The organism is Archangium violaceum Cb vi76 (assembly GCF_000733295.1).
Lineage (GTDB): Bacteria > Myxococcota > Myxococcia > Myxococcales > Myxococcaceae > Archangium > Archangium violaceum.
The window spans coordinates 93,470-120,280 of the sequence record NZ_JPMI01000367.1 but is presented as its reverse complement, the minus strand read 5'-3'; the positions used below and the strand labels follow the sequence as shown (position 1 = coordinate 120,280).

General features: G+C 69.6%; 24 protein-coding genes. 15 read left to right on the top strand and 9 right to left on the bottom strand.

The window, feature by feature from the left end; genetic code table 11:
* Window positions 1–8: 8 nt before the first annotated feature.
* Window positions 9–1,286, bottom strand: coding sequence for an ABC transporter substrate-binding protein (locus tag Q664_RS45985; protein WP_043411968.1), 1,278 nt, complete (start codon window positions 1,284–1,286; stop codon window positions 9–11).
* 111 nt (window positions 1,287–1,397) lie between these two features.
* Here Q664_RS45985 and Q664_RS45980 point away from each other — a divergent pair, with 111 nt between their 5' ends.
* From Q664_RS45980 to Q664_RS45965, 4 genes are all read left to right on the top strand, one after another.
* On the top strand, window positions 1,398–1,835 hold the full coding sequence (locus Q664_RS45980; RefSeq protein ID WP_063934882.1) for a ribosomal maturation YjgA family protein: 438 nt from the start codon (window positions 1,398–1,400) through the stop codon (window positions 1,833–1,835).
* 249 nt (window positions 1,836–2,084) lie between these two features.
* The gene (locus Q664_RS45975) at window positions 2,085–2,291 is read left to right on the top strand and encodes a cold-shock protein (RefSeq protein ID WP_043411966.1); all 207 of its coding nucleotides are present in this window, start codon (window positions 2,085–2,087) and stop codon (window positions 2,289–2,291) included.
* Window positions 2,292–2,381: 90 nt separating this feature from the next.
* Window positions 2,382–2,564, top strand: a complete 183-nt coding sequence (locus tag Q664_RS45970) for a hypothetical protein (RefSeq protein ID WP_043411962.1) — start codon at window positions 2,382–2,384, stop codon at window positions 2,562–2,564.
* A gap of 137 nt (window positions 2,565–2,701) precedes the next feature.
* Window positions 2,702–3,082: a hypothetical protein gene (locus Q664_RS45965; RefSeq protein ID WP_043411959.1), complete on the top strand. Its 381-nt coding sequence runs from the start codon at window positions 2,702–2,704 to the stop codon at window positions 3,080–3,082.
* Between the two features lie 40 nt (window positions 3,083–3,122).
* On the opposite strand, the gene Q664_RS45960 is transcribed toward Q664_RS45965, so the two are convergent.
* The 6 genes from Q664_RS45960 to Q664_RS45935 form a co-directional block, all read right to left on the bottom strand.
* Window positions 3,123–3,512, bottom strand: coding sequence for a response regulator (locus tag Q664_RS45960; protein ID WP_052519530.1), 390 nt, complete (start codon window positions 3,510–3,512; stop codon window positions 3,123–3,125).
* A 5-nt stretch (window positions 3,513–3,517) separates the two neighbouring features.
* Entirely contained in the window at window positions 3,518–3,823 is a 306-nt protein-coding gene (locus Q664_RS45955) for an ATP-binding protein (protein ID WP_043411958.1), read from the bottom strand.
* 51 nt (window positions 3,824–3,874) lie between these two features.
* A complete protein-coding gene (locus Q664_RS45950) occupies window positions 3,875–4,303 on the bottom strand; it encodes a hypothetical protein (RefSeq protein ID WP_043411956.1) in 429 nt (142 codons plus the stop codon).
* 82 nt (window positions 4,304–4,385) lie between these two features.
* A complete protein-coding gene (locus tag Q664_RS45945) occupies window positions 4,386–5,531 on the bottom strand; it encodes an acyl-CoA dehydrogenase family protein (protein ID WP_043411954.1) in 1,146 nt (381 codons plus the stop codon).
* 94 nt (window positions 5,532–5,625) lie between these two features.
* On the bottom strand, window positions 5,626–6,258 hold the full coding sequence (locus tag Q664_RS45940; RefSeq protein ID WP_052519529.1) for an RNA polymerase sigma factor: 633 nt from the start codon (window positions 6,256–6,258) through the stop codon (window positions 5,626–5,628).
* A gap of 48 nt (window positions 6,259–6,306) precedes the next feature.
* Window positions 6,307–10,296 (bottom strand): protein kinase domain-containing protein, encoded by a 3,990-nt coding sequence (locus Q664_RS45935; RefSeq protein ID WP_084610907.1) that lies wholly within the window; start codon window positions 10,294–10,296, stop codon window positions 6,307–6,309.
* A gap of 328 nt (window positions 10,297–10,624) precedes the next feature.
* On the opposite strand from Q664_RS45935, the gene Q664_RS53660 reads away from it, so the two are divergent.
* The 6 genes from Q664_RS53660 (at window position 10,625) to Q664_RS45905 (ending at window position 17,586) form a co-directional block, all read left to right on the top strand.
* A complete protein-coding gene (locus tag Q664_RS53660; protein WP_160174645.1) occupies window positions 10,625–11,506 on the top strand; it encodes a patatin-like phospholipase family protein in 882 nt (293 codons plus the stop codon).
* Between the two features lie 26 nt (window positions 11,507–11,532).
* The gene (locus tag Q664_RS45925; protein WP_043411949.1) at window positions 11,533–12,819 is read left to right on the top strand and encodes a hypothetical protein; all 1,287 of its coding nucleotides are present in this window, start codon (window positions 11,533–11,535) and stop codon (window positions 12,817–12,819) included.
* Window positions 12,801–14,330 carry a Dyp-type peroxidase gene (locus Q664_RS45920; protein WP_052519527.1) on the top strand — a complete coding sequence of 510 codons (1,530 nt, stop codon included), beginning with the start codon at window positions 12,801–12,803 and terminating at the stop codon, window positions 14,328–14,330. The genes Q664_RS45925 and Q664_RS45920 overlap by 19 nt, the downstream gene beginning before the upstream one ends.
* On the top strand, window positions 14,327–15,541 hold the full coding sequence (locus Q664_RS45915; RefSeq protein ID WP_052519526.1) for a cytochrome P450: 1,215 nt from the start codon (window positions 14,327–14,329) through the stop codon (window positions 15,539–15,541). Before Q664_RS45920 ends, Q664_RS45915 begins: the two co-directional genes overlap by 4 nt.
* 96 nt (window positions 15,542–15,637) lie before the next feature.
* Window positions 15,638–17,119: a TIGR02269 family lipoprotein gene (locus Q664_RS45910; RefSeq protein ID WP_235217137.1), complete on the top strand. Its 1,482-nt coding sequence runs from the start codon at window positions 15,638–15,640 to the stop codon at window positions 17,117–17,119.
* Window positions 17,116–17,586, top strand: coding sequence for a hypothetical protein (locus Q664_RS45905; RefSeq protein ID WP_043411947.1), 471 nt, complete (start codon window positions 17,116–17,118; stop codon window positions 17,584–17,586). The genes Q664_RS45910 and Q664_RS45905 overlap by 4 nt, the downstream gene beginning before the upstream one ends.
* 20 nt (window positions 17,587–17,606) lie before the next feature.
* Here the strand turns inward: Q664_RS45905 and Q664_RS45900 are convergent, their stop codons facing one another.
* The gene (locus Q664_RS45900; RefSeq protein WP_043412052.1) at window positions 17,607–18,140 is read right to left on the bottom strand and encodes a WbuC family cupin fold metalloprotein; all 534 of its coding nucleotides are present in this window, start codon (window positions 18,138–18,140) and stop codon (window positions 17,607–17,609) included.
* Between the two features lie 55 nt (window positions 18,141–18,195).
* Window positions 18,196–22,257 carry a protein kinase domain-containing protein gene (locus Q664_RS62480; RefSeq protein WP_084610906.1) on the bottom strand — a complete coding sequence of 1,354 codons (4,062 nt, stop codon included), beginning with the start codon at window positions 22,255–22,257 and terminating at the stop codon, window positions 18,196–18,198.
* Window positions 22,258–22,586: 329 nt separating this feature from the next.
* Between Q664_RS62480 and Q664_RS45890 the strand changes: the two genes are divergently transcribed.
* The 5 genes from Q664_RS45890 (at window position 22,587) to Q664_RS45870 (ending at window position 26,795) form a co-directional block, all read left to right on the top strand.
* Entirely contained in the window at window positions 22,587–23,018 is a 432-nt protein-coding gene (locus Q664_RS45890) for a response regulator (RefSeq protein ID WP_052519525.1), read from the top strand.
* Window positions 23,019–23,115: 97 nt separating this feature from the next.
* Window positions 23,116–23,673 (top strand): RNA polymerase sigma factor, encoded by a 558-nt coding sequence (locus Q664_RS45885; protein ID WP_043411943.1) that lies wholly within the window; start codon window positions 23,116–23,118, stop codon window positions 23,671–23,673.
* A 130-nt stretch (window positions 23,674–23,803) separates the two neighbouring features.
* A complete protein-coding gene (locus Q664_RS45880) occupies window positions 23,804–24,445 on the top strand; it encodes a DoxX family protein (RefSeq protein ID WP_052519524.1) in 642 nt (213 codons plus the stop codon).
* 267 nt (window positions 24,446–24,712) lie between these two features.
* Window positions 24,713–25,270 (top strand): hypothetical protein, encoded by a 558-nt coding sequence (locus Q664_RS45875; protein WP_043411940.1) that lies wholly within the window; start codon window positions 24,713–24,715, stop codon window positions 25,268–25,270.
* Between the two features lie 274 nt (window positions 25,271–25,544).
* Window positions 25,545–26,795, top strand: coding sequence for an SGNH/GDSL hydrolase family protein (locus Q664_RS45870; protein WP_235217136.1), 1,251 nt, complete (start codon window positions 25,545–25,547; stop codon window positions 26,793–26,795).
* The last annotated feature ends 16 nt before the right edge of the window (window positions 26,796–26,811 follow it).

The window sequence follows — 26,811 nt, the reverse complement described above, 5'->3', positions numbered from 1 at the left end:
GCGCTCTCCTACTCGAACTGCCCGGTGAGGTGGTCCACCTGCCGCTGCGCCTGCTTCAGCGCCGTCTCCGGCGGGCGGATGCCCGCGATGGCCGCGGAGAACTCGCTCTGCAGCACGTCCGAGAGCAGGTTGTAGTACGGCGTCACCGGCCTCGGCCGCGCGTTCTCCACCATGCCCAGCAGGCTCGCGATGAAGGGCACCCGCTCCACCAGCCTCGGGTCCTTGTACACCGAGGGCCTCGGCGGATTGCGGCCATAGCTCAACGCCATCCTCACGTTGGCCTCCGGCGAGGTGAGGTGCGCGATGAGCCGCTCGGCCGCGTCCTTGCGCTTCGGCGACACGTGCGCGTTCACCGCGAGCTGCCACCCGCCCAGCGTTCCCCAGCCCGGCTCGCCGCTCACCGTGGGCAGCGGGGTGATGCCCACCTTGCCCCGGATGGGCGAGTCCGGCTTCTGCGCCTCCTCCCACGCATAGGGCCAGTTGCGCATGAAGACCGCCTGGCCGGACTGGAAGACGCGCCGCGCCTCCTCCTCGGCCGCCGAGGTGACACCCGGCGGGGAGACGCCACTGGCGATGAGCCCCCGCAGGTAGTCGAGCCCCGCGCGGGCCTGCTCCGTGTCCAGCTCCAGCCGCCCCTTCTCGTCCAGCACCCGGCCCCCGTGGCCCCAGATGGCCTCGAACACGTTGCAGTTGAGCCCCTCGTACTGCCGGCCCTGCCACACGTAGCCCTGCAGCCGCGGGTCCTTCGCCTTCGCCTCGCGCGCGAACTGCTCCAGCTCCGCGTAGGTGCGCGGCGCCCGGGGCACCAGGTCCTTGCGGTAGAAGAGCACCCCCACGTCCACGTACCACGGCACCGCGTACGTCTTGCCGTCCACCACCACCGCCTCCACCGGGCCGGAGAGGAAGTCCCGGCGCAACACCTCGGGCGGGAAGGCCTTGGAGATGTCGGCGATCCATCCAGCCTTCGCGAACTCGGGCACCCAGACGACGTCCACCACCAGCACGTCGAAGTCGTCCGCCCCACCCTCCAGCGAGGTGAGGAAGAACTGGTGCGCCACGTCCGAGGAGTTCGGCAGCGCCTCGGTGCTCAGCACCACGTCCGGGTTCTTCCGCTCGAAGTCCGCGAGCAGCTCGCGGAAGGCCACCGGGTCTCCCAGCGGCTGGTACTTGAAGACGAGCGGGGTCTTCCCCCCGGCCACGGAGGCCTCTTCCTTCTTGCGGCGGCAACCCGGGAGCGTCCAGAGGACGAGCCCCAGCACGAGCACGGAGATGAGCGGGCGGCGCATAGGGCCCGATGGTCCACATCTCCCCACGCCAGGGGCAAGCACGTTCGCACCACCCCCTGGCGAAATGTCGCCCGGTCTCCGGAAACCGGCGCGTCGCGTACACTGCCCGGGATGAGTCCCGGCCCCCGCTCCCGCGCGCTGCTGCTGCCCCTGATGGTGCTCGTCGTCGCGCTGGGCCTGGGCTCGCGCTCCCAGGCGGCGAGGCTCCACCTGCCCCGCTTCGTCACCGACTACGCGGGCGACGCGCTGTGGACCGTCATGGTCTACCTGTGCCTCGTCTTCGTCCTGCCCCGCCTCTCCGTCCGGCGCGCCGCCGCGAGCGCCCTGGGCCTCTCCGTGCTCGTCGAGCTCAGCCAGCTCGTCCACACCCCCTGGCTGGACGCCCTCCGGGCCCACCGCCTGGGCGCACTCGTGCTGGGCCGGGGCTTCCTCGCCTCGGACCTCGTCTGCTACGCGGTGGGCGCGGGGCTCGCCGCCGGCACGGACCTGCTGCTCGCCCGTCGCCCCCCCGCGCGCGCCCTGCCGCCGGAAAACAGTGCCCACCCCTGAACATCCCGTATTCCCGGAGTCCGTCACCGTCCCACCGGAAAGCTTCTGGCGGACGGTGATTCCGGAAGAACACGGCCTCGAAGGAGTGTTATGTGGTGGATCGCCGCCGTGTGCCCGGCGTCGTGAAAAGGATGGTCGGGGGGTTCCCGGCTCGACTTCACGAGCAACCGGGTGTACGCCCGGCATGCGCTCCAGTGAGCGCACAGTCTGGCGATGGTCGCCTGGCTGTGTAGGAGAAAGAATCAGAGCATGGCAAGTGGCACCGTGAAGTGGTTCAACGACGCGAAGGGCTTTGGCTTCATCACCCAGGACAGCGGGGGCCCGGACGTGTTCTGCCACCACACCGCGATTCAGACTGATGGATTCCGGACCCTGGCCGAGGGCCAGAAGGTGGAGTTCGACGTCAAGAAGGGCCCCAAGGGTCTTCAGGCCGAGAACGTTCGTCCGATCGGCTGATCACGCGAACGCGGCTACTTACCTTTGAGTCCACGAGGCCCGGCCTCTCATGAGGTCGGGCTTCTTTTTTCCTCTTTCCCAGGAGCATCCATGCAGGGAAGGTCAACGAAGAGACAGAAGGAGATGGCCCGCCAGCAGAAGCAGCGGGACAAGGACGCCAAGAAGGCCGAGCGCCAGCGCGAGAAGGAAGCGCGGCCGGCCCGCCAGCCCGGCGAGGAGGATCCGGATATCGCCGGCATCGTGCCCGGCCCCCAGCCGCCCCTCGAGATGTGAGGCAGTCCAATCGAGAGGCAGGCAGACAGGCGCCCGACCGGCGTCCAGGGCTCGGATTCCCAGGGATTCCGGGCCCTTCGTGCTTTCAGGGCCCGGGGTCATGCCTACCTTCCGGAAGGAAACAGAGGGAGGCGCGCATGGCGAAGGAGGAGGCTCGTTCGAAGGGGAGAGCCGGGGCGCACGAGGCCCTGGCGGCGGAGCGGGAGCCAGAGAGCCACGTCTTCGACAAGCCCGCCACCGTCCGGGAGCCCGCGGCGCCGCGTGTTCCCCAGGTCCAGTCCCCCGCGGGCGAGGCCGTCATCCCCCTGCCTGGCGAGGAGCGGGCACGGGCCTCCGAGGCCCGTCCCGAGACGCTCCAGCAGGCCCGGGAGGCCACCGATGCGCTGTTGCAGGAGATTCTGGAAGAGGACTTCCTGAACGAGTCCCCCGAGTCCCAGCGCGCCGAGCCCGCGCGGCCCTCTCGGGAGGAGGACTGGCCCGCGGAGCTCCACTCCCTGCCCATGCCGGAACAACCGTAGGCGCCCCGTGGATGTCCCCTCTCCCTCCGGCCGTCCGCCTTCAGGGATGCTGGCTCGCCCGCCCCCACCGGGGGGGCAGCACGGACTCCACGAGGTGGAGCAGCTCCTCCAGCTCGAAGGGTTTGCTCAGGCAGCCCACGGCTCCCACCTCGAGCCCACGCCGCCGCGCGTCCTCGGCCGCCGTGCACACCACGATGGGGACGCGGTGGCCATGGCGCCGGCGCAGCTCCGCCGCGAAGGTCCAGCCATCCATCACCGGCATCCGCATGTCGAGCAGGATGAGGTCCGGCGCGCACGCCTCCACCTGTTCCAACGCCTCCTGGCCATTCGAGGCCCTGCACACCTGGTAGTCCCCGGCCTCCAGGGCCAGGGCCATCACGTCCTGCATGTCCGGGTCATCGTCCACGACGAGGATGCGTGCTCCGGTCATCCCGCTCACCTCCTCTCGGCAAACCAGGAATGAAGCCCATTCCGCTCCCGCCGGGGTGCGTAGGGGACGGAGAAGCAGAAGGTGCTCCCCCTGCCCTCTTCGCTCGACACCCGCATGGTGCCGCCGTGGTGGAAGATGATCTCCCGCGAGATGTAGAGGCCCACGCCCATGCCCCCCCGGTCGTGCGGCGTGCCCAAGAGGTAGCGGATGGGCCCGCCTCCGCTCTGGACGACGGTGGTGGAGATCTCCACCGGGAGCTCCCCGCCGTCCTGCCGCCGCACCCGCGTGCAGATGCGCTGGCGGCGCCTCACTGGTCCAACAGTCGGACCCGTTGGAGCCGCTCGCCACCGGAAGGGTCCCGCTCAGGCCACCTTGCCGAACCGCTCCTCGCGCATGCGGGCCACGAGCTCGCGCGCCTCGGCTTCCGAGGAGACGAAGTGGACCCGCGTCAGCGCGCTCTCCTCCGCACGCCCGGCCAGGTGCGCCGCGAGCGCGATCCCCTTGGCCACGGCCCGGTGCAGCAGCCGCGCGCGGATGTAGATGGTGCCGAGAATCCACTTCGGCTGGACATGCTTGCTCAGATAGCTCCCGCCTTCCACGTCCAGGGTGGTGGCCTTGCTCAGGTCCGACACGATGAGGAAGGGGTGCTGCTGGCCCAGCTCCCGGTAGATCTCCACCAGCTGGATGGCGTCCTCCAGGGTGGCCTGACCCCGGGTGTGGACCCAGACGAGCTCGGGCGGCTCGAAACGGACCGTGGTGTCTCCGACCTTCCACTCGCGCGGCTTGGACATAGGCCCGGCCCGATAACGGACCCGGGCTCCGGACGCCGGGATTTTCCCCGGCGCCTGTGCGGTGCTCAACGTTCGCGAGCGGCTACAGCCCCAGCTGCTTCGCGATGATGACCTTCATGATTTCGTTCGTGCCCGCGTAGATGCGTTGCACGCGAGCGTCCATGAAGGCGCGGCTGATGGGGTACTCCAGCATGTAGCCGTAGCCGCCGAAGAACTGCAGGCACTCGTCCACGACCCGGCTCAGCATCTCCGTCTGCCACAGCTTGGCCATGGAGCACTCCTTCACCAGGTACTCGCCCGCCATGTGCTCGGTGAGGAGCCGGTCCAGGAACGCACGGCCCACCTCTATCTGCGTCGCGCAGTCCACCAGCTTGAACTGCGTGTTCTGGAACTTGGAGAGGGGCTTGCCGAAGGCCTTGCGCTCCTGCACGTAGACCAGCGTGTCCGCCAGCACCTGCTCGGCCGAGGCCTGCGCCATGGCCGCCACCACCAGCCGCTCCTGCTGAAGCTTCTTCATCAACTGCAGGAAGCCCGCGCCCTCCTCGCCCAGCCGGTTCGCCACCGGCACGCGGCAGTCCTCGAAGACGAGCTCCGAGGTGTCCTGCGACGCCATGCCCATCTTCTTGAGCTTCTTGCCCTTGAGGAAGCCGGGCGTCCCCGCCTCCACCACGAAGAGGGAAATGCCCTGGTGCGCGTTCTTCGGGTCCGGGTCCGTCTTGGCGGCCACCACGCACACGTCGCAGAGGATGCCGTTGGAGATGAACGTCTTGGCGCCATTGAGGACGTAGAAGTCCCCGTCACGCACCGCCGTGGTGCTCAGGGCCGCCAGGTCCGAGCCCGCGCCGGGCTCCGTCATCGCCACCGCCGACACCGCTTCACCCGAGGCCAGCTTCGGCAACCAGCGCTTCTTCTGCGCGTCATTGCCGAACTCGTGGAGGTAGGGCACCACCACGTCCGAGTGCAGCGGCATGGCGAGCCCGGACTCGTAGATGCGGGCCAGCTCCTCCATCACCACCACCGAGTGCAGGAAGTCGCCGCCCGCGCCGCCGTACTCGGGCTCCAACCAGGGACAGAGGAAGCCCGCCTCGCCCGCCTTGCGCCACACCTCCCGGTCGACGATGCCCGCCTCGTTCCACCGCTCCTGGTGCGGCTTCACCTCGCGCTCGAGGAACTGGCGGAACGACTGGCGGAACTGCTCATGGTCCTCGCGGAAGAGCTTCCTCTGCACCTGGGTGGCCTCCGGGCCTCGCGGGCCTCGTGCCCGCGTTGGGAGTCGGATGCTCCCCCGGGATTGACGCGGAATCAACCGGGGGTGCCCCCCCCTACGCGGGCGTCGGGGAGTCCTCGTCCGCGATGAGCCCCTCCTCCTGGGCGAGCGAGCGCAGGTGCGTCTTGATGCGCTGGAATTGCTGGCGCAACGCGGCCGCCTTGCGCTTGAGCGCCGAGTCCGACAACGGCTCCTCGCCCTCGGACATGACGCGCGCCACCTCCTCCCAGGACAGGCGCTGGTCCACCCGGAGCAGCAACAACATGCGCTCCTGGGGTTCCAGGCTCTCGCGCAGCGCTCGGAAGCGCTCCTTCACCGAGGTGCGCTGCCAGGGCCGGGTCTCCGAGCGAGGCCTCTCCGCGGCGTCCGGCAGCTTGGACATGGTCACCGGCTGCTCCCGCCCGGCCGGCGCGTGCATCACCTGGTAACAGGCGTTGCGCGCCAGGCGGTAGGCCCACGTCCGGAAGGAGCTCTCCCAGCGGAATCCCGGCAGCCCCCGCAGGAGGTTCTCGCTGAAGAGGCTGAAGGCGTCCCGGCTCCGCTCATAGTCGTGCAGCACGGAGGCCATCAACCGCATGAGCTCCTGCCCATATCCCTCCAGCGCCCGCTCCACGGCCCCGGCCAGGTCGCCCCGCTTGCACAGCACCTGGATGTCCTGCTCCAGCTTCTCGCGCTCTTCCAACTGCATGGTGGCTCTCCCTCGCTGCCTCTCGTTGTCCTTCACTCGCCCGCCCCCTCAGACAAGCCCCGGGACCCCCGCGCCTGGTCCCGCTGGCCGCTCGAGCGCCAGCAACGCATGCCGCTCGAACTCTCCAGCACCCTGCTCGCGCGCGATGCGCACCGCCTCGAGCAGGCTCGCGTGGGCCTCCCGCGCGTGGCCCAGCGCCCGGTGTGCGCCGGCGCCAATCCGGTGCAACTCCGCCTCGTAGGAACGCTCCCCCACCGCCTCCACCCACCGCAGTCCCTCTTGCACCGAGAGCAGCGCCTCGCGGGGCTCGCTCAGGCCCAGGTGCACTTCCGCCAACAGCCCGAGGGTGTGCGGCATGCCCGCGCGCAGGCCCGTCATCCGCCACCGGCCGAGGAACTCGCGCATCTGCTCCAGCCCCTTGCCGGGCTGCCCCAGCCGGGCCAGTGCCCAGCCGCGCAGCAGGCCGGACCACTCGATGAACAACCGCAACCAGTGCTCGCTCGCGAGGGCATGACACTCCTCGGCCAGCGCGAGCGTGCCGCGCGCGTCCCCCCTCACCTGGCAGGACAGGGCGGCGTAGAGCAGCGTATAGGCCCGGGTGTTCGCATGGCCGATGCGGGCGGCCAGCTCCAGCGCCTCGCGGCGGTACTGGAGCGCGCGCTCCGGCTGGCCGAGCACCGCGTGGATGAGGGAGGCATGGATGAGGGCCACCGCCGTGGGGTCCACCCAGTGCTTCTCGGCCAGCAGCCGGTGCCGCTCCGGGGAGAAGTCCGAGCACGCCAGCGCCCGCTCCACGTACTCGCGCGCCGGGTGCTGCTGGCCCCAGGCGAAGAAGTCGGCGGCCATCATCCGGTAGCCCAGGCAGAGCAATTCCTGGTCGTGCCTGCGCGAGCCGAGCTCCACCAGTTGCTCGGCCAGCTCGTGGGACAGGCGGTACTCGGCACGGGCGAAGTAGTAGGCGAAGGGCCCCCAGTAGGGCAGCTCCAGGTCCGGCAGCGCATCCCCCACGGAATGGAAGAGCTCCCGGGCCCGGGCGTACGTGTGCTTCACCTCGGGCGAGCGGTAGCCCTGCACCTGGGACAGGGGAATGCCCAGGGCGATGAGCAACTGCAGCTCCTGGTGGATGCGCTGGCCGGCGTCGGGCAGGGAGCGCAGCAGCTTCAGCGCGTAGCGCAGGTGGCTCACCGCCTCCTGGTTGGCCGAGTGCAGGCTGGCGCGGATGCCGGCCCTCATCCAGTGGTGGATGGCCGGCACGAAGTCCCCCGCCTCGGTGTAGTGGTGGGCCAGCACCTCGGGCTGCGTCTCCACCACCTCGGGGAATTGCTCCACCAGCGCCTGGGCGATGCGGCGGTGGTGCTGGCGCCGGGTCCCCCGCAGCAGCGACTGGTAGGCCGCGTCCTGGAGGAGGGCATGGCGGAACTGGTAGCCGGGCCCGCCCCCCTCGACGTCGTGTTGGAGCAGGCCCGAGGCCACCAGCTCCTCCAGGTCCCCGCGCAGCGAGGCGGCACCGCGCCGCGTCAGCGTGGCCATCAACGCGTGCGAGAAGCCGCGCCCCACCACCGCGCACAGTTGCGCCAGCGCCTTCTGTCCTGGCGGGAGCCTGTCCAGCCGCGCCAGCAACAGCTCGTGCAGGGTGATGGGGATGGAGGGCAGGACGCCGCCTCCGGCCACCATGCGCGTCATCTCCTCCACGAAGAGGGGAATGCCGTCCGTCTTCTCCACGAGCCTCAGCACCGTCTCGGGCGGCAGCTCCCGCTCCCCGGCGGACTCCCGCACCAGCGTGGCGGTGAGGCGGGCCGGCAGCCGCTCCAGCCCCACCCGGAGCAGCGGGCCCGTGGCGGGCCAGGTGTGCTGGAAGCCCGGGCGGGCGCTCAGCAACACCAGGACGCGCGCCTTCTCCACCCGGCCCATCAGGAAGTCCAACAGCTCCAGCGTGGAGGGATCCGCCCAGTGCAAGTCCTCCACCACGGCGAGCACCGGGCGCATCCGCGACATGCGCAGCAGCAGCTCCGCCAGGGCCTCGAAGGTGCGCTCCTTCTGACGCTCCGGCGAGAGCTGGAGGATGGGCAGGTTCTCCTTCACCGGCAGCGAGAGGAGCGCGGCGATGAGGGCCATGTGCTCCGGCGCCAGGCCGAACGCCCCCAGGTGCGACTCCAGCCGGGCCAGGTTGGCGCCGGGCGAGCCCTCCGCGTCCAGGCGGAAGAGGTGCTGCAACATCCCGACGAGGGGGTGGAAGGCGCTGTTGGCGAACTGGCTCCAGCACTGGCAGCGCAGGCGGAGGCGCGTGCGCGTGGGCACCCGGAGGCGCAGCTCCTGGAGGAGGCGCGACTTGCCGATGCCGGCCTCTCCCGAGACGAGCACGAAGGAGCCCCGGCCCTCCCCGGCCCGCTCCCAGACCTCGAGGAGCAGGCGCAACTCGTCCTCGCGGCCCACGAAAGTGGAGAGCGGACCGGTGGCCAGCGCCCGGTCGAAGCGGAACACCGCCTTGCGCACGCGCGTCACGCGCCAGGCCGCCACGTTGCGCGCACCGGACACCCCCTCGAAGGTGCGCGTGCCGAGGGCATCGGCATCGAAGGCCGCGCGCACCAGGGTGTGCGTGGCGTGGCTGAGCACCACCGTGCCGGAGCCGGCCTGACGCGCCAGCCACGAGGCGATGCGGGGGGCCTCGCCCTGGATGGTGGGCGTGCGCCCGCGCAGCTCCGGGAGGTTGTCGTCGAACACCACCGTCTCGGTATGGATGCCCACCCGCACCGGCAGCGACGCGGCCAGGCGCAGCCCCGCGTCCACCGCCCGCACCGAGTCCTCCTCGCGCGCCACCGGGTAGCCGAAGCAGGCCAGCACCTCGTCTCCCACGCAGGTGGTGATGGAGCCGCCGTAGCGTTGGATGACCTCCGAGCAGCTCTTCTGGAAGCTGGCCTCCAGCTCGCTGAAGTCCTCCGGGTCCAGCTCACCGGCCTGGACTCCGGAGCCCGCGAGCCGGCAGGACACCAGGGTCACCTGACGGCGCTGGGGCACCAGCGAGCGCGGCTCCTCGCGCCAGGGCCCCAGCCGCTCCTCCACCCGGCGCAGGCTGTCGCGCAGCTCGGCGGCGGAGCGCGGGCGCTCGTGGGGCTCCTTGGCCAGGACGGCGGCCACCAGCGCATCCACCTCCTCCGGCACCTCCGGACGGTGGGCACGGATACGAGGCGCGGGCTCGGCGGACACCACCTGGTCGCGCAGCTCCTCGAGCGTGGCGCTCGGGTAGGGCAGCTCGCCGGTGAGCATCTCGTACAGCATGACGCCAGCGGACCAGAGGTCCGTGCGCTCATCCTGCGCCCCGCCGCGCCACTGCTCCGGGGACATATAAGGAGGCGTGCCCGCGGTGGGCAGGTAGGGCACGGGCGAGTTGCTGGTGGACGTCAGCCACGCGAGCCCGAAGTCGAGCAGCTTCACCGGCCCCCGCCGGGTGAGGAAGACATTGCTGGGCTTGAGGTCACGGTGGACGATGTGGCGGTCGTGCGCGTGCGCCAGGCCCGTGGCCACCCCGGACATGATCTCCACCGTCCGCCGCACCCCCAGCCGGCCCTCGCGATGGAGCAGCTCGGCGAGCGACTCCCCTTCCAGACACTCCATGACGAGGAAGGGAATGCGCGGCTCCCAGGAGGCGCCCACCCACTCGGCCACGTCGAAGATGCGGACGATGTTCTCGTGGTCGAGGTGCGCGATGGCCCGCGCCTCCTGGCGCAGCATGGAGGTGAGCCACTGCCCGTCATGGCCCGTGCGCGGGAGGATGAACTTGAGGGCCACCTCGCGCTGCAATTCCTCGTCACGGGCGCGGAACACCTGTCCCATGGCGCCTCCGCCCAGCGCCGAGATGATGTCGAAGCGGCGGCCATCCGAGCCGCCCAGGCGCTCTCCGGGAGCGGGCTTGCGGAACGGGAGGGGCTCCTGCGCCACCTCCTTGAGGAAGGAATCGCCGAAGCCCGAACCCTCTGAGGAATGCCCCCCCGCCGGGCGAGGCTGGCCGCCCCTGGGATTGTGACCGGTCTCCTCACGCATTCGCTGCTCCCCGGTCGACGGGCCCTCGCGATGCAAGGCCTTGCTGGATGAAGTTACGGGTCCCATGGTCACCGGGCAATGCAACGGGCCAGCAGGGCAGGAGCTCTGTCCAGGGCTGGCAACCACCTCGTTCCGTCGAAGTACCTGTGGAGGCGGAGCCACGGTGCCGTGTTCGTGACGCGGCGGAGGGACGCCGCTCCCCTCTCCGCTCCCTGAGCATCCAGGCGAGGCGGCGCAAGGCGCCCCCGAGGGCCATACGCCCGGTGCGTCACACCACGGGGGAGCCCATTCTACCCGCCGAATCCGATGTGGCACGGGGGCCATGGGCGTGACATTTCCTTTCACGAATCTCGTCTTCGAGGGGGCCGGGGTCCGCAATTGCGCCTACGCCGGGGCGATGCTCGCCCTGGAGGAGCGGGGTGTCTTCGGGCAGGTGGAGCAGGTGGCGGGCACGTCCTCGGGCTCCATCGTCGCCACCCTGGTGAGCCTGGGCTACACGCCAGCGGAGATCCGCCAGGAGGTGTTGAACCTGGACTTCGCGGGCATCCAGGATGGCAACCTGCTCACCGGGCCCGTGCGCATGTTCAGACAGTATGGGTGGAGCCCGGGCGACTACTTCCTCGCGAGCATGGAGAAGGTCATCGCCCGCAAGACGGGGGATGGGCGCATCACCTTCGCCCAGCACCGCGCGCGCGGCTTCAAACCGCTGTACGTGGTGGGCACCAACCTGTCGGCGCGCGACGTGCGCGTCTTCCCCGACGAGCGCAGCCAGGACATGGCCGTCGCGGACGCGGTCCGCATCTCCATGTCCATTCCCTTCTTCTTCGCCAGCCGCGAGTTCCAGGGAGAGATCTACGTCGACGGCGGGGTGATGTGGAACTACCCCATCGACCTGTTCGACGGGCCGGAGGGCTACAACGCTCGGACGCTCGGCTTCTTCCTGGACACGTTCGACCAGCCGAAACCGGATCCCATCCACAACCTGCATGACTTCACCGGGTCCTTCTTCGCCTCGCTGATCAGCTCGCAGGAGATTGATTTGATGAACAGCCCCGCCAACCTGGCGCGGAGCATCCGCATCGACGACCTGGGCATCAAGCCCACGGAGTTCGACATCACCCGCGAGCAGAAGCTGGCCCTCATGCAACAGGGCGAGCAGGCCGTGCGGGCCTTCCTGGAGCGCCACGCCGCATCACATTCCGCGGCGTGAACCTCCCCCTCCCGAGGAGTGTGTCCATGTCCAGCCATGCCCTGACCGTCGTCACCCCCATCCAGCCCGACAAGGTGAAGGATCTCGACACCCTGCTGAGTGAAATCGGCGAGGACATCAGCAACCGGACGGGGCGCCACATCTCCTTCGCCCGGCTCACCACGGTGCACTTCCTGCGCTGGGTCATCCTTCCCGGGGACAATGATGGAGGGCGCCACTACCGCCCACAGCTCGCCTTCGAGAGCAATTACGACGGTCCGCTCGACGCGCACCTGGAGGAGCTCATCCGCGTGGGCGGGCCGGTGCTGGCGCGCATCTACGGTTACTGCGCGGGCTGTCCCTCGGACGTGGCGGGCAGTGTCGCTTCCTTCAAGCGCTTCCTGAAGCGCTATCAACTCCGCAGCGCCGCCTTCTACCGGGGCTACCCGAACCACAGCGTCCAGGACGTGATGGAGAACACCCGGGCGCGGCGGGCCATCCAGGACTTCCTGGACGACCCCGAGCGCCGGGCCACCCTGCGAGACATGCAGCCGGAGCGGCTCTGCCAGGAGATACAGAAGTACCTGGCCACCGTGCCCGGGCTGAAGCTGGAGCGCGACCCCGAGCCCAGGCCGAGCCGGTTGGATCGATTCGTCGAGCGCCTCATGGACTCGCGCCCCGTGCAGCTGGCCGTGGGCATTCCCGTGGTCCTGCTGCTGCTGCCCGTGCTCGTGCCGACGGCCCTGGTGCTGCGGTGGAAGGAATCCCGCGACGAGGTGGAACCCAAGACGAAGGACCTGGTGGATCCGCGCGTGGAGGGGCAGGAGGACTACAAGGTCCAGAACCAGCTCACCCACCTGGTGGAGGTGCACCCGGGCTTGTTCCGCCAGCTCACGCTGCGCACGGTGCTGGGCGGAATCAATTTCCTGGCGCGCCACTACTACAACCGCGGCAACCTGGGCGGCATCCCCAGCATCCACTTCGCGCGCTGGGTCCTCATCGACAAGGGCCGGCGCCTGCTCTTCTTCAGCAACTACGACGGGAGCTGGGAGCGCTACCTGGGTGACTTCATCGACCAGGCGGCCGTGGGGCTCACCGGCGTGTGGAGCAACACGCGCGGCTATCCGAAGACACGGCTGCTCTTCGGCCAGGGCGCGACCAACGAGGAAGACTTCAAGCAGTGGACGCGCGACCACCAGCTCTACACCCAGGTCTGGTACAGCGCCCACCCCGACGAGAGCGTCCGCAACATCCTGCAGAACGTGGCGGTGTGCGCGCAGCTCAAATCCCAGCTCAAATCCCAGGAGGCGGCACAATGGCTGCTCAAATTGTAACGTCCGGCGCTCAGACGGCGGCGGCGGTACCGGGCGAGGCACTCGAGTTCGAGGACATCCAGGGGCTCGTCTTCTTCGGGCACGGGCACCTGAAGTACTCGCGGTATGTCTTCCTCCGGGTGAAGGACGGCGCTGGGGCGCGGGCATGGTTGCGCACGCTGGTGGAGCGCAAGGAAGTCACGACCGCGAGCGGCAAGCAGCATCCCGGGCATGGGGAAGCCAGGGGCGAGCACGCGCTCCAGGTGGCCTTCACGGCCTCGGGACTGGAGCACCTGGGAGTGTCCCCGGAGGTGATGATCACCTTCCTGCAGGAGTTCCGCGAGGGGATGAGGGACCGGCGCCGCGCGCGCATCCTGGGAGACACGGGCGGGAGCGCGCCGGAGAAGTGGCAGTTCGGAGGCACGGACGAGACGGTGCCCCACGTGGCGCTGGTGCTCTTCGGCCGGGACGACGCGGACCTGGATGTCTTCCACGCCTCGCACCGCGAGCGCTACCAGGACGCCCTGGAGGAGGTGTTCATCCAGGACGCGGACATGCGCCAGGGAGACAAGGAGCCCTTCGGCTTCCGGGATGGCATCTCGTTCCCCTACATCAAGGGCGTGCCCACCACACGCACGTCGGACGCGCTCGGCCTGCCCATCGACGCGGGCGAGTTCATCCTCGGCTACCACAACGCGTACGGCCAGTACCCCTTCTCGCCCCGGGTGCCGCGCGGCGAGGATCCGCGAGACCTGTTGCCCGAGGTGCCTCGAGGGCAGACGGCGCCCGGAGAGCCCAGGCCCAAGGACCTGGGACGCAACGGCACCTACCTGGTCATCCGCAAGCTGCGCCAGGACGTGAAGGGCTTCTGGAAGTTCGTCGAGGAGAGCAGCCGCGACCCGGACAGGAGCGCGGAGGAGAACGAGGCGAACAAGGAATTGCTGGCCGCGAAGCTGATGGGCCGGTGGAAGAGTGGCGCGCCACTGGTGCTGTGCCCGATGAAGGACGACCCGAAGCTGGGCGGGGACGCCACGAGCAACAACCACTTCGAGTTCGGAGATGACCCGTACGGAACGAAGTGTCCCCTCAGCTCGCACGTGCGCCGCGCGAATCCCCGGGACACGCTCGTCGAGGACCCCGAGGAGTCCACCAAACTGGTCTCCCGCCACCTCATCATCCGCCGGGGCCGGCCCTATCACGACAAACTGGCCGGGGGAGAAGAGGAGCAGGGGCTGATGTTCGTGGCGCTCAACACCAACATCGGGCGCCAGTTCGAGTTCATCCAGCAGACGTGGATGAACAACCCCAAGTTCAACGACCTGTACGACAGCAAGGACCCCATCGCCGGAGACAACTACGATCCCCAGTATCCGGAAGACGACCCGAAGGACTACACGGCCGTGGTTCCCGGCTTCCCGGTGCGCCAGCGCATCTCCGGTGTGCCGCGCTTCGTGCACATGCGGGGCGGAGACTACTTCTTCATGCCTGGCATCAAGGCGCTACGGTACCTGGGCGCGGAGCGCGCGCGATGAGCTCCCGATTCGTCCGATGGTTCACCGGCGCGGACATGCAGCGGGCGGTGTTCGGATTCCTGCGCCAACACCACCCCAACATGAGGCTGGGCAAGCGGCTCCTGGTGACCCGGGCCGAGGACGTGAACGAGGTGTTGAAGACAGACGCTGTCTTCGGAGTGACGGAGATCTACGCCGAGCGCATGGAGCGCACCACCGGAGCCTTCTTCCTGGGCATGGAGAACACGCCGCAATACCAGCGGGAGGCGTCCATCTCCCGGAAGGCCGTGCGCCCGGAGGACCTGGAGCGGATCCGGAGCATGGCGCGAGAGCATGCCGAGCAACTCATCGCCCTGGCGCGTCCCACGGGGCGGCTGGACGTGGTGAACGGGCTCGCGCGGCCGGTGGCGGTGGGGATGGTGGACCGTTTCTTCGGCGTGCCGGGACCAGATCCGGAGACGATGAAGCGGTGGATGCGCATCATCTTCTGGGACATCTTCCTCAACCCGGGCAACGACGCGGACGTCACCGCGCGGGCGAAGGAGGCCAGCGCGGAGCTGAAGCGCTACATGGAAGGGCTCATCGCCCAGCGCAAGGCCGGGCTGGCCACCGAGAGCCGGGACGACTTCGTCACCCGGCTGCTGCGGATGCAGGAGGACGAGGCCACGCGCCTGGACGACGATGCGGTGAGACGCAACGTGGGCGGCATCATCGTCGGCGCGGTGGACACCACCTCCAAGGCCGTGGCGCAGCTCGTCAATGAACTGCTGGAGCGGCCCGAGGCGCTGGGAGAGGCGCAGGGCGCGGCCCGGGCGGGAGACACGGCGCGCGTGGCAGCCCATGCCTTCGAGGCGTTGCGCTTCGATCCGCACAATCCACTCCTGATGCGCACGTGCCACGAGGACTACGTGCTCGCGAAGGGCACGGACCGGGAGATGAGGATTCCGAAGGGCACGCTCGTGATCGCCTCGACGCTCTCGGCGATGTTCGATCCAACGGTGATGCAGCACCCGGACGAGTACCGGGTGGACCGTCCGCCCCAGGGCTACATGCACTTCGGCCGGGGCCTGCACACCTGCTACGGGGAGCGCATCAACCACCTCGTCCTGCCCGAGGTGCTCGGGTGCCTGCTGCGGCTGCGCAACCTGCGTCGCGCGCCCGGCGGCGAGGGACGTATGCGATTCGAGGGCCCCTTCCCGGATCGGCTGATGGTGGAGTTCGACCCGGGCTGACCCCGCTAGAGTGGGAAGCCTCCATCGGAGGCACTGATGACATCCATGCCGCGGGTGCTGAGTTCCCCATCGAAACGGCCCGACAACCCCCCCCCCGTGGATGTCTCGACGGGACGGTGGTGTAGGCGGACGCGCCTGAACGAGACGACACTGGCACTGCTGCTCGTGCTGGCCCTGCTGTCCACCGGCTGCGCCTCGCTGACGCCACTGCCCGGCAGGGGAATGAACCTACGCTACACGCATGGCGATGCCGACGCGCCCTCATGGGCCGGGGAGCATCGCAAGGGCGCGAGCGCGGCGGTGGACTCTGGCCGTGCGGAGGAGACCAAGAGGGCAAGCGCCCTGGCGGCCCACCTGGCGTTTCGCGGCGCACGGGATGAGGTGACTGGAACCCTCCGCCACCTTTCCGGAGAGCTCTCCAGGTTGGAGCAGAGCCACTGGGGCATCGCCGGAGAGAGCGCTGGCCTCTTCCTCCCCCATGTGGAGTATGGCCAGCGCCAGCTTCGGTGGATGGAAGCCGAGCTCACCACCGCCACCCGGCTGGCCCTCATGGCCTCTGAGGTGGAAGACGAGGACATGCAACTGGCCCTGTTGCGACTGGCGGGTCCCCGGCTCGAGGCAGCCATGCTGGGCTCGCTGCTGCTGGCCACCTGGGCGGACGTCCTCCACCTGCTCGATGTGGCGTTCAAGCACGGCTACACCTCGTTGGAGACGCTGTTCGTGGAGATGGACCGCTGGCGGAAGATGTTGGAGCCGGCCATGACGGCCCTGGCCTCGCATGCGCCAGGGCATCTGGAGGCAACGGCCCAGGACATGCCCATGCTGATGGGCCACCTGTCCAGCGAGTTCAACGCGACGGCACAGAGACTCCACTCGGGGCTGAGGAACACCCAGAAGGTGATGGCGCTGGCGCAGTTCGTGGAGATGGTGACGATGGTGTCGGCGATGAAGTTCTCGCTGCCTCGGCTGGGACCATCAGTTCCCGCGACACTGGGTGTGGGCATGGTGATGGGAGGCGATGGGGTGATGATGGGCACACGCATCGTCGTCTCCGCCGAGTGGGTGGAGATGATGCGGCGACTGGTGCGTACGGGCGTCCTCTCACTGCCTGTTGTGAGCGCGGCGGTGCGGATTCAGGCCGGACAGGTGTTGATGGCCGAGGCGCACGACGAACTGCCGCGCGGCGTGCGTGCGGCACTGGGCGATGGACCCGAGGTGCGGGGCATGCACGTGACGGGTAGAACAGGGGCAGGCATGGCCGAGCCACCGCGACACCACGTCCTGCCCAAGGAGTTCCGAGAGTGGTTCGAGAAGCGTGGTTTCACGGGCGAGATGGACATCGACCAGTTCTGCGTCAAACTGGAGCAGGCACACCATCAAGCCATACACGGCGGTGGGAACTGGAAGCTGGGGCGCGTATGGCCCGGTGAGTGGAACCGGATGATCATGGAGGCATTGCGCGGAGCCGAGTCCAAGACGGGCCGGATGTTGAAGCAAAACGAGGTCCTGGAACTCGTCGCGGAGCGCATGGAGGAGTACAGCATTCCGATGAACTTCATCAGTTGGAGTGGGCGATGAGCGACGGGCGTGCCTGGGAGGGCAACTGGAAGGTCCGCATCTACGAGCGGCTCCGCGAGCGCGGTTACGATTCGCTCACCGATTTCGCGGGAGCGCGCCCCACGGCGTCACTCGTGGCGCTGGCAGAGGAGCTTGGCAGGGATGACGTCGCCGGAGTGCAGGTATTGAGCGGTTTGCTCGCCGAGGCGGAGCAACGCAAGCAGGTCACACGCTTTGTGCGCGATGTGCTCGTGCGCATGTTGTGCAAGAGTCTGCCTGATGGCTGGCCTGCCGAGCTGGACGACACCAACCGGTTCAAAGTGGCCAAGGCGCTCGGCTCGTGGGTTGCCTATACCCCTGAATCCCATAAGGAGCGCGCCGATAAAGCTGGCGACGCGCTTCTTGCAACACCGCCGCCCCCCGGGTGGCGCCCGCTCGGCCCCGACGACGAGTTGCTCCTCACGCTCCTGCCCGACGAGGAAGTCTGACTGGCGGAACTCCACCCCGTTCAACGGTGCTCCGGGAACCTCCGCCGGAACTCCTCGCGCAGGGACTCGAGGTAGGCCGGGGCCTCCGGCGTGCCCTCCGCGGGCGCCCAGGACGCGAAGGCCTTGTCATTCGCCGGTGCGTACGGTCCGTTCTTCACCTCGTAGATGACGGTGTCCGGCGCCAGGGCCACCAGCCCGTGGAAGATGCCCGGTGCCAGGTCCACCCCGAAGTGCTCTCCCCCCGCCTCCAATGACAGACAGTCGCGCACGCGCCCATCGTCCTCGAAGGTGAAGAAGGCCACCGCCCCGCGCAGCAGAATCCACGCCTCCGTCTTCGGCGGCTCCAGGTGCCGGTGCGGCCGCACGTAGCTGTCCGGCTGGATGACGTTGAACATCCGGTGCAGCAGCTCCGCGTCACTCTTGTGGAAGGGCTGGATGATGCGCCGGCGGGGGCTCGTCCGCGAGGCCTCCGTCACCTCCTCCACCAGCGAGCGGGAGAGGACCACCAGTTCCCCCGCGGGGGCATCCAGGGCACGTCGATGGGAAGCGCTCATGTCCCCGAGCGGAGCACAGGCGCGTCCCGCCGGCCAGCCCGGACCCACGTCTTCCTCACGGATGGCGCGCGGGCGGCTCCTCCGCGAGCCCCAGCCGGCGCAGACTCGCCTGGGCCCGCTGCTCATAGGCCCGCATCCCGTGCTCCTGTGCGAAGCGGATGGCCTCGAGGAACGCCACGCGCGCCTCGTCCTCCCGGCCGGCCAGCCTCAGCAGCTCGCCACGGACACGGTGCAGCTCGGGCAGGTAGGAATACTCCTCCGTCACCGCCGGCCACGTCAGCGCCTCGTCCACCGCGGCCAGCCCCTCCCGCGCCTGTCCCAGCCGCAAGTGGATGTGGGCCAGCATGCCCAGGTTGTGGTGCATGCCCGCGATGATTCCCGAGCGCTGCCACCCCTCCAGCACCTGGCGCATCTGCACCAACCCCTCCTGGGGACGTCCCAGCTCGGCCAGGGCCCACCCCCGCACCGCCGAGGGCCACAGGACCCACAGGAGGAAGCGGTGCTCGCGCGCGAGCGGAATGCACTGCTCGGCCAGGCCCAGCGCCGTGCGCGCGTCCCACCGCAGCTGGCTGGCGATGGCGCAGTAGGTCAGCGCGAGCGACGTCGTGTGCGGATGGCCGATGCGGCCCGCCAGCTCCAGCGCCTCGCGGGTGAAGCGCTCGGCCCGATCCCACTGTCCGGACACCGAGAGCGGCAGCGTCGCATACGCCAGCGCGCCCACTCGCGGATTCACCCACTGCCGGATGGCGAGCGCCCGGTGCTGCTCCAGGTCCACCTCTGGTACCGACAGCGCCAGCTCCAGGTGCCGCAGCGCATCGTCCACCTGCCCCCAGGTGAACAGGTCCGTGGCCATCATCCGGTGCCCCATCGAGAGCAGCTCCGGCTTGTGCTGACGCTCGCCCAGGCTCACCAACAGCTCGGCCACCTCGTGCGAGTCGTGCGACTTGCCCCGCGCGAAGTAGTACGCGAAGGAGCCCCAGAAGCTCAGCTCCAGGCGGGGCAGCTCCTCACCCACCTCGCGGAAGAGGGCCTGCACCCGCGTGTACGTGCGCTCCACCTCGGGCGAGCGGTAGCCCTGCACCTGCACCAGGGGCATGCCCAGGGCGATGAGCAGTTGCAGCTCGTCCCGCGTGAGCACCGGGGCGTCCGGCAAGCTGCGCAGCAGCTTCAACGACTGCGAGAGGTGGCTCACCGCCTCCTCGTTGGCCGAGCGCTGGCTCGCCCGCATGCCCGCCAGCTTCCAGTAGTGGATGGCCAGCTTCAGCTCCCCGGCCTCGGTGTAGTGACGGGCCAACAGCTCTGGCCGCGTCTCCGCCACCGCGGGGAAGTGCGTCCCCAGGGCCTGGGCGATCCGCTGGTGGTACTGCCGCCGCGCGCTCCGGGGCAGTGACTGGTAGGCGGCCTCGTGGATGAGGGCGTGGCGGAACTGGTAGCCGGGCTCGTCCTCGTCCTGCGCCTGGAGCAACCCCGCGGCCACCAACCCCGCCAGGTCCCTGCGCAACACGGTGCCCCGGAGCCCCGTCAATTGCGCGAGCAGCGCGAAGGAGAAGCTGCGCCCCACCACCGCGCACAACTGCGCCAGTTGCTTCTGCCGGCGTGGCAGCGAGTCCAGCCGGGCCAGCAACAGTTCCTGCAGGGTGACGGGAATGGAGGCCGCGGCCCCGCCCTCCAGCATCACCCGCGTCATCTCCTCCACGAAGAGCGGAATGCCGTCCGTCCGCTCCACCAACTGCGTCACCACCTCCGCGGGCAGCTCCTGGCCCCGCGTCACCTCCTTCACCAACTGCTCCGTGCAGGCCGCGGGCAGCCGCTCCAGGGGGATGCTCTGGAAGCCGGAGTGCTGGGCCCAGGGCGGACGGAACTCGGGGCGGGCACTGAGGACGAAGAGCAGGCTCGCCCGCTCCACGAAACCCATCAGGAAGTTCAGCAGTTGAAGCGTGGAGGGGTCCGCCCAGTGCAGATCCTCCACCACCACCAGCACCGGGCGCTCCCCCGAATTCTCCATGAGCAGGGTGGCCAGGGCCGCGAGCGTCTCGTCCTTCAGCCGCTGGGGAGTGAAGCGCAGGTGCGGCGAGTCCTCCCTCACCGGCAGCGACACCAGCGAGGCCAGCAGGCGCACCTGCATGGGCGTCAGGCCGCGCTTCTCCAGGTGCCGCTCCACGGCGCGCAGGTTCTCCTGGGGCGAGCGCTCCGGGCTCAACCACGCGCGCTGCAGCATCTCGATGACAGGGTGCAGGGCGCTGGTGCTGTACTGGTGCCAGCACTGGAGCCGCAGGAGGAGGGGCTTCTCCGGCAGCACCCGCTCGCGCAGCTCCTGGATGAGGCGGGACTTGCCGATGCCGGCCTCGCCGCACAGCAGCACATAGCCGCCATGCCCCTCGCGGGTCCGCTCCCAGGCGGCGAGCAACTTCCCCAGTTCCTCCTCCCGGCCCACCAACGGGCTCAACTCGCCCATGGGCAGACGGGTGCCGGCCGTGCGCGAGCGGCCCAGCACGTGGTGCACCTCGAAGGTGCGCCGCCCGTCGAAGACGCGGGCCCCGAGCGGCTGGGTGTCGAAGGCGCGCCGCACCAGGCTGTACGTGCTGGGGCCCACCACCACCTCGCTCGGCCCGGCCTGCTGCGCCAGCCACGCGGCGATACGAGGGGCCTCCCCTTGAATGGTGGGGGTGTGCCCTCGCAGCTCCGGGAGGATGTCGTCCAGCACCACCTGGTCCGTGTCGATGCCCACCCGCACCGCCAGCTCCGCGCTCGTCCCCGGCGGCAACCGGGCCTGGAGCGCCGCGAGCACCACCGGGGGCAATTCCAGCCCCGCGCGCACCGCGCACTCCGCGTCCCCCTCCTTCGCCACCGGGTAGCCGAAGCACGCCAGCACCTCGTCTCCCAGACACAGGGTGATGAAGCCCCCATGGCCTTGAATGCCCTCCGAGGCCGCGCGGTGGAAGGCCGCCTCCAGCTCGCCGAAGTCCTCGGGATCCCACTCCTCCGCCAGCGCGCTGAGCCCCGTCACCCGGCAGTGCAGCAACGTCACCTGCCGGCGCTGGGGCGCCGTCGAGCGCCGCGGCGCCCGGCCCGGCCGCACGTGCTCCTCCATCTCGCGCAATTCCTCGCGCAGCTCCTCGGCCGACAGCAGGCGCTTCTCCGGGTCCTTCTCCAGCAGCACCGACAGCAGCGACTCCAGCTCCCAGGGCAGCTCCGGGTTGCGCTCGCGCGGCGAGGGCACCGGCTCCGGGGAGAGCACCTTCGCGCGCAGCTCGCCCACCATGAGGTGCGGATAGGGCAGCTCTCCGGTGAGCAGCTCATACAGCATGACGCCCGCGGCCCAGATGTCCGTGCGCGCGTCCACCTTCTCCCCGCGCCACTGCTCCGGGGCCATGTAGGGCGGCGTGCCCGCCGTGGGCAGCTCCGGCTGTTCGACGGCGAGGCCCGGCGCGGGTGCCAACCACGCGAGCCCGAAGTCCAGCAGCTTCACCGTGCCCTGGCGGGTGATGAAGACGTTGCTGGGCTTGAGATCCCTGTGGACGATTTGATGCTCGTGCGCGTGCGCCAGGCCCGCGGCCACGTCGCGCATGATGTCCAGCGCGCGCGCCAACGGCAGCGTCCGCTCGCGGCGCAGCAGCTCCAGGAGCGACTCGCCTCCCAGACATTCCATGACGAGGAAGGGGACGGTGGGCTCGCCCGGTCCGCCGCTCCACTCGGACACGTCGAAGATGCGGACGATGTTCTCGTGGTCCAGCCGCGCGATGGCCCGGGCCTCCCGCAGCCCCATGCCGGCCAGCTCCTCGCGCGGGAAGAGGAACTTGAGGGCCACCACGCGCTGCAACTCCTCGTCCTGGGCCCGGAAGACCTGGCCCATGGCCCCCTCGCCCAGCGACTCGAGAATCTCGAACCGGCGCCCGTCCGCGCCGCCCAGCCTGTCTCCGGGCGTGAGCCGGCGGAACGGCACGGGCACGTCGGCGCTCAACACCTCGTTCAGGAATGAATCACCGAAGCCGAGCTCATCGTCCAAATCCAGCTCGTCGTCGAAGTCGAGCTCGCCGTCGAAGTCGAGCGCGTCATCGGCGTCCTCCCCATGGGGAGCCCCCGGCTCCTGGCCGTCCTGCTCGCCACTGCGTCCCATGGCGCTTCCCCCCGCCCCTCTCGGTGAAAACTAGGGGCGCCAGCCAGGGCGGGCAACGCGCCGGCCCGGCGGGGTGGGGTAGACGTTGCCTTTCCACCGTCATTCCCGCCCGGCTGGCTGGCCCCGCCGCGGCCCCCCCGGCGTCCAGCGACGGAGCAGGCGGGCCCTTCCCACGTGGATGTGGCCATCCCGAGCAACGCGCACCAAATCACACACATCACACCAGGGAGACGTGGACTCCACCCGTTAGAGGCGGCATCCGGAGCTCCCTCCCTGGAGAAGCCCGGATCACGCTCTATCCCCAACCCGAGGAAAGGACAGGACAAGTCATGAGCACCATTCTTCTCGTTGATGACGAACCCGAGCTCCTCGACCTCTACACGGAAGTCCTGGAGCTGATGGACCATCGCGTGCTGCGTGCACATGATGGAAGGGAGGCCCTGGAAATCGCCCACGCGCGGCGGCCGGACCTCGTGGTGACGGACTGGCAGATGCCCCGGATGAGCGGAGTGGAGTTGTGCCAGTGGCTCGTCCAGGACGAGGAGTTGCACGACGTCCCCGTCATCATGCACAGCGCCGCGACGGACCCGCACGCGCCCGGCGTGACGGCGTTCCTCTCCAAGTGCTCGGAGCTGAGCGAGTTTGAAGAGGTGGTCAACCGGGCGCTCACGGATTCGGGCGTCTCCCCGCAGGGTCCGCCCACTCCGCGCAGGCTGTACCTGGATTGGGAGCACGAGCACGTGTGCTCCATGGGCCAGTGAGGCCCGGGCAGAGCGGGTGACCGAGCGGGCCGGGAGAAAATCTCCTGGCCCGCGTGCTTTTCGGGATGAGGCCCCCTCTATCCATGCAGGAGGCCACATGCCACGCACTTTCTCTGGAAACAGCCGGGAGTTCGCGGAGCTCATCGCCCCGCATGGAGCGCTGCTGATGGGGCTCGCGCACAAGCTCTGCCGCAACGGAGGAGTGGAGCCCGAGGACCTGATGCAGGACACCCTGGAACGCGCGCTGTTGCACTTCGAGTCGTTGCGGGGCTGGAGCGAGGGCACCCGCCGCGCGTGGTTGTGTACCACGCTCCAGCGGCGCTTCCTGGACCACTGCCGGCGCCAGCGCACCGAGAGCACCGAGGGGCCCGCGCTGGAGTGGGTGCACGCGCCCGTGCTCGTGCGCGAGCCGCGTCAGTGGCACACCTGGGAGCGCGTCTCCGACGAGGAGTTGCACGAGGCCATCGCATGTCTGCGCGCTCCGCTGAGGGAAGCCTTCGAGCTACACACGGCGGGAGTGCGCTACAAGGACATCGCGCGGCGGCTCGGCACCACGCCGGGGACGGTGGGCTTCTGGCTGCACCAGGCCCGGCTCGAGCTGAGGAGCCTCTTGCGGCCGCTCGCCACGGAGCGCGCGGAAGAGCTCGCGGCCTGAGCGGACAAAGCCAGACAAAACTCCGCCGGAAAGACAGACAAAAAGCCCGCACAAGAAAACCAACGCCGCGCGTCATGAACCCGGCACCCGCTGAAAACAAGCCAACCCCAACCCCAGAAGACAGACACCCATGAACTCACTCATGCGTCAGACGAATCCCCTTGCCCCGTTCTCCTCCTCCCGCGCCGACGAGAGCCGCCAGGGCTGGCGCCCGCGTCTCGTGCGCACGCTGGCGGCGCATCCCAAGCGCGACTACTGGATGGAGCGCGTCCCCGAGACTCCCGGCCGCTACCAGGTGCGCGGCGTGACGGGTGTCATCTTCATCCTCTTCGGGCTGATGAAGGCCTTCGACTTCACGCTGCCCATCCTCGTCGGCGCGCCGGGGCTGCAGGTGCACACCGGCGTGGAGGGCTTCGCGCAGTTGATCTCCGGCATCGGCATGCCCTTCCCGCTCTTCAACGCGGCCATGGTCATCGCCATGGAGGTGGTGCTGGGCCTGGGGCTCATCCTCGGCGCGTGGACGCCGGCGACGCGGCTCATCACCCGCCTGTGCGCCCTGCCGCTCGCGGGAGACATGCTGGTGGCGCTGCTGGTGGGCATCCGCCAGGTGCAGGGCAACCCGGTGCTCATCGACGGGCACGCCATCATGAACCAGTTCTGGCGGCTGCCGCTGGAGCTGGGCCTGCTGGCCGGCATGATGTACCTGCTGTGGCGGCCCGCGGCCCGGCCGGTGGCTCCGCGGCTGGTGCCCGTGCCCGCGCGTGAGAGCTGAGCTGGCGAGCGGACGAGCACCCCGCGCCCTGGTCTCCTGGCGAGCAGCGAGCCAGGAAGCCGGGGTGCTCGTGTATCCGGAGCCAGGGCTCCGGGCCCAAAGCCGGTGTCCGGTTTCCGGCCGATCCTTCGTTCAACCCAGAAACTCCAGGAAGGAGCTACAGGCCCGCCTTTCTTCCCACCAGGCAGGGGGACAGGGTCACCCGGCCGCTACACGGCGCGTGCGTAGCTTCACCCCCGCACCACAACGCAGCACGGAGGGGTCTCCATGACACCGACTCTCACGACCAGCGCCTATGTGCTTCACAACCTCGGCCTCGCGGCGGGCTTCGGCGGTTCGCTCTTCGGACGTATCGCCCTGAACCCGTCGGCCCGGCTCGTCAATGACAAGCAGGACCGGGCGAGGATCGTCAACGCCGCCTGGAACGGCTACAACATCATCAACGCCGTGGGCCTGGGCGCCACCGCCGTCACCTGGCTCATCGGCCGCTCCAGGATTTCCGGCCGCTCCATCTCCGCCAGCGCGCGCAAGCTGGTCCTCGTGAAGGATTTCCTGATGGGCGCCACGCTCGTCAGCGGTGTCATCAACCTCATCGGTGGCGGCTTCCTCGCCAGGCGCGCCCTCCAGGACGGCATCCCCATGGAGTCCGGCGGCAAGGCCGCCGATGACGCGCCGGAGGACGTGAAGAGCGCCACCAGGCTCGTCAACTGGCTGGGTGTCTTCAGCCTCGCCACCATGGCTGGCCTCATCGGCGTGTCCACGTGGCTGGACAACACCGCCCAGGCCAGCGGCAAGTGGAAGTTCATCGCTCGCGCCCTGCCGTAAGGACAAAGGCAGACAGTCGTGTCCACGGCCTCCGCGCGCCCTGCGAGCGGGGGCCGTCGTGTTTCCACGCCCCACGCCGTGCAACCCGCCGCCGGACACGAGCCGCTCGCCCGCCTGCCCTCCGGCGTGGGCAGCACGGGGGCGCTGGCCGGAGTGGGATGCAAGCCCCGCTCCCCAGCGGCCTGGACGGTGCACACCCTCTGGTACGAGGGGGGTTCGAATGGGCTGGCGGGAATGGACTCGGGTCCTGGTGTGTGCATGCGCGGTCCTCGTCGTGGCGGGATGCGACTCCACCACCCGGGAGGTGGAAGAGTCCGTCGAGCCACCCGCGTCCGAGGAGCCCACCTCCGAGCCGCCCGTGCCGGGCGACGAGGAGCCACGGCCTCCCACCGAGGATCCGGTGGTGGTGACACCCGTCGAGCCACCGCCCCCGGAAGAGCCCCGGCCACCGCCGCCCATGTTCCAGCCCGGCTTCCATCAGGCGCTGCGCTGGTCCTACAGCACGGGCAGCGTGACGTTCCGCCTGCGCGTGCCGGTGGGCCGGGCCGGAGAGCGGGTGCGGCTCGCGTTCCGCGCGGGAGATGGGAGCCTCGTGTTGCGCAAGGCCACCGTGGCGCTGGCGGGTCCGGATGGCTCGCTGGCCTCGGAGCCGGTGGCGGTGACGTTCTCCGGCACGCCGGGCTTCTCCGTGGCCGCGAGGACGCGCGTGGTGTCCGACCCCGTGTCGCTGCCCGTGCGGTTCCGCGACGAGCTGGCCGTGTCCTTCGAGGTGCAGGGCGCGCTGGGAGTGAGCGCCATCCATGCGCTGCCGGGCAGCTACGTGCGCTCGGGCGCCTACGCGAGCGTCACGGGCCCGTTGGGTGGGACGCCGTGGGATCGCGCCGTGGGACTGGCCACGGTGGACGTCGAGGGCCCGCCCGCGCGAGCCTTCGTGGCCCTGGGTGACAGCATCACCGAGGGCTACATCGACGAGCAGGACGACACGCGCCAGGCCTGGCCCTCCGTGGCCGAGGCGCAACTGGGCGTGCCCATCGTCAACGCCGGTGTCTCGGGCCAGGGCTTCTACGACGCGCTGCAGAACCTGGACGCGGAGGTGCTCTCGCTCCAGGGCATCACCGACTGCGTCGTCCTGCTGGGCACCAATGATCTGGCCGCGCTGGACATGGGCGGCCTGAAGTCGCGGATGAACACGCTCGTCTCGCGGCTGCATCCCTTCTGCCGCCTCTGGGTGGGGACACTGCTGCCCAAGGAGAAGAGCAACCACGGCGGCTACGAGGTGGTGAAGCAGCAGCGGCTGGACATGAACGCGTGGCTTCGCGCCACCTTCCCGGACGTCATCGACTTCGAGGCGGTGACGCGCCGGCCCGACAACGTGCACCTCTTCCTGGACGGGCTGGAGGTGGACGGCATCCACCCGAGCGCCGAGGGACACCGCGTCATGGCCACCGAGGCGGCGCGTGTGCTGCGCGAAGCAGGCGTGCAACCCGGCCCGGGCGTGCTGCTGCCCGCCGAAGGGGAGCCCTGAGCGGCGCGTCCCGGGT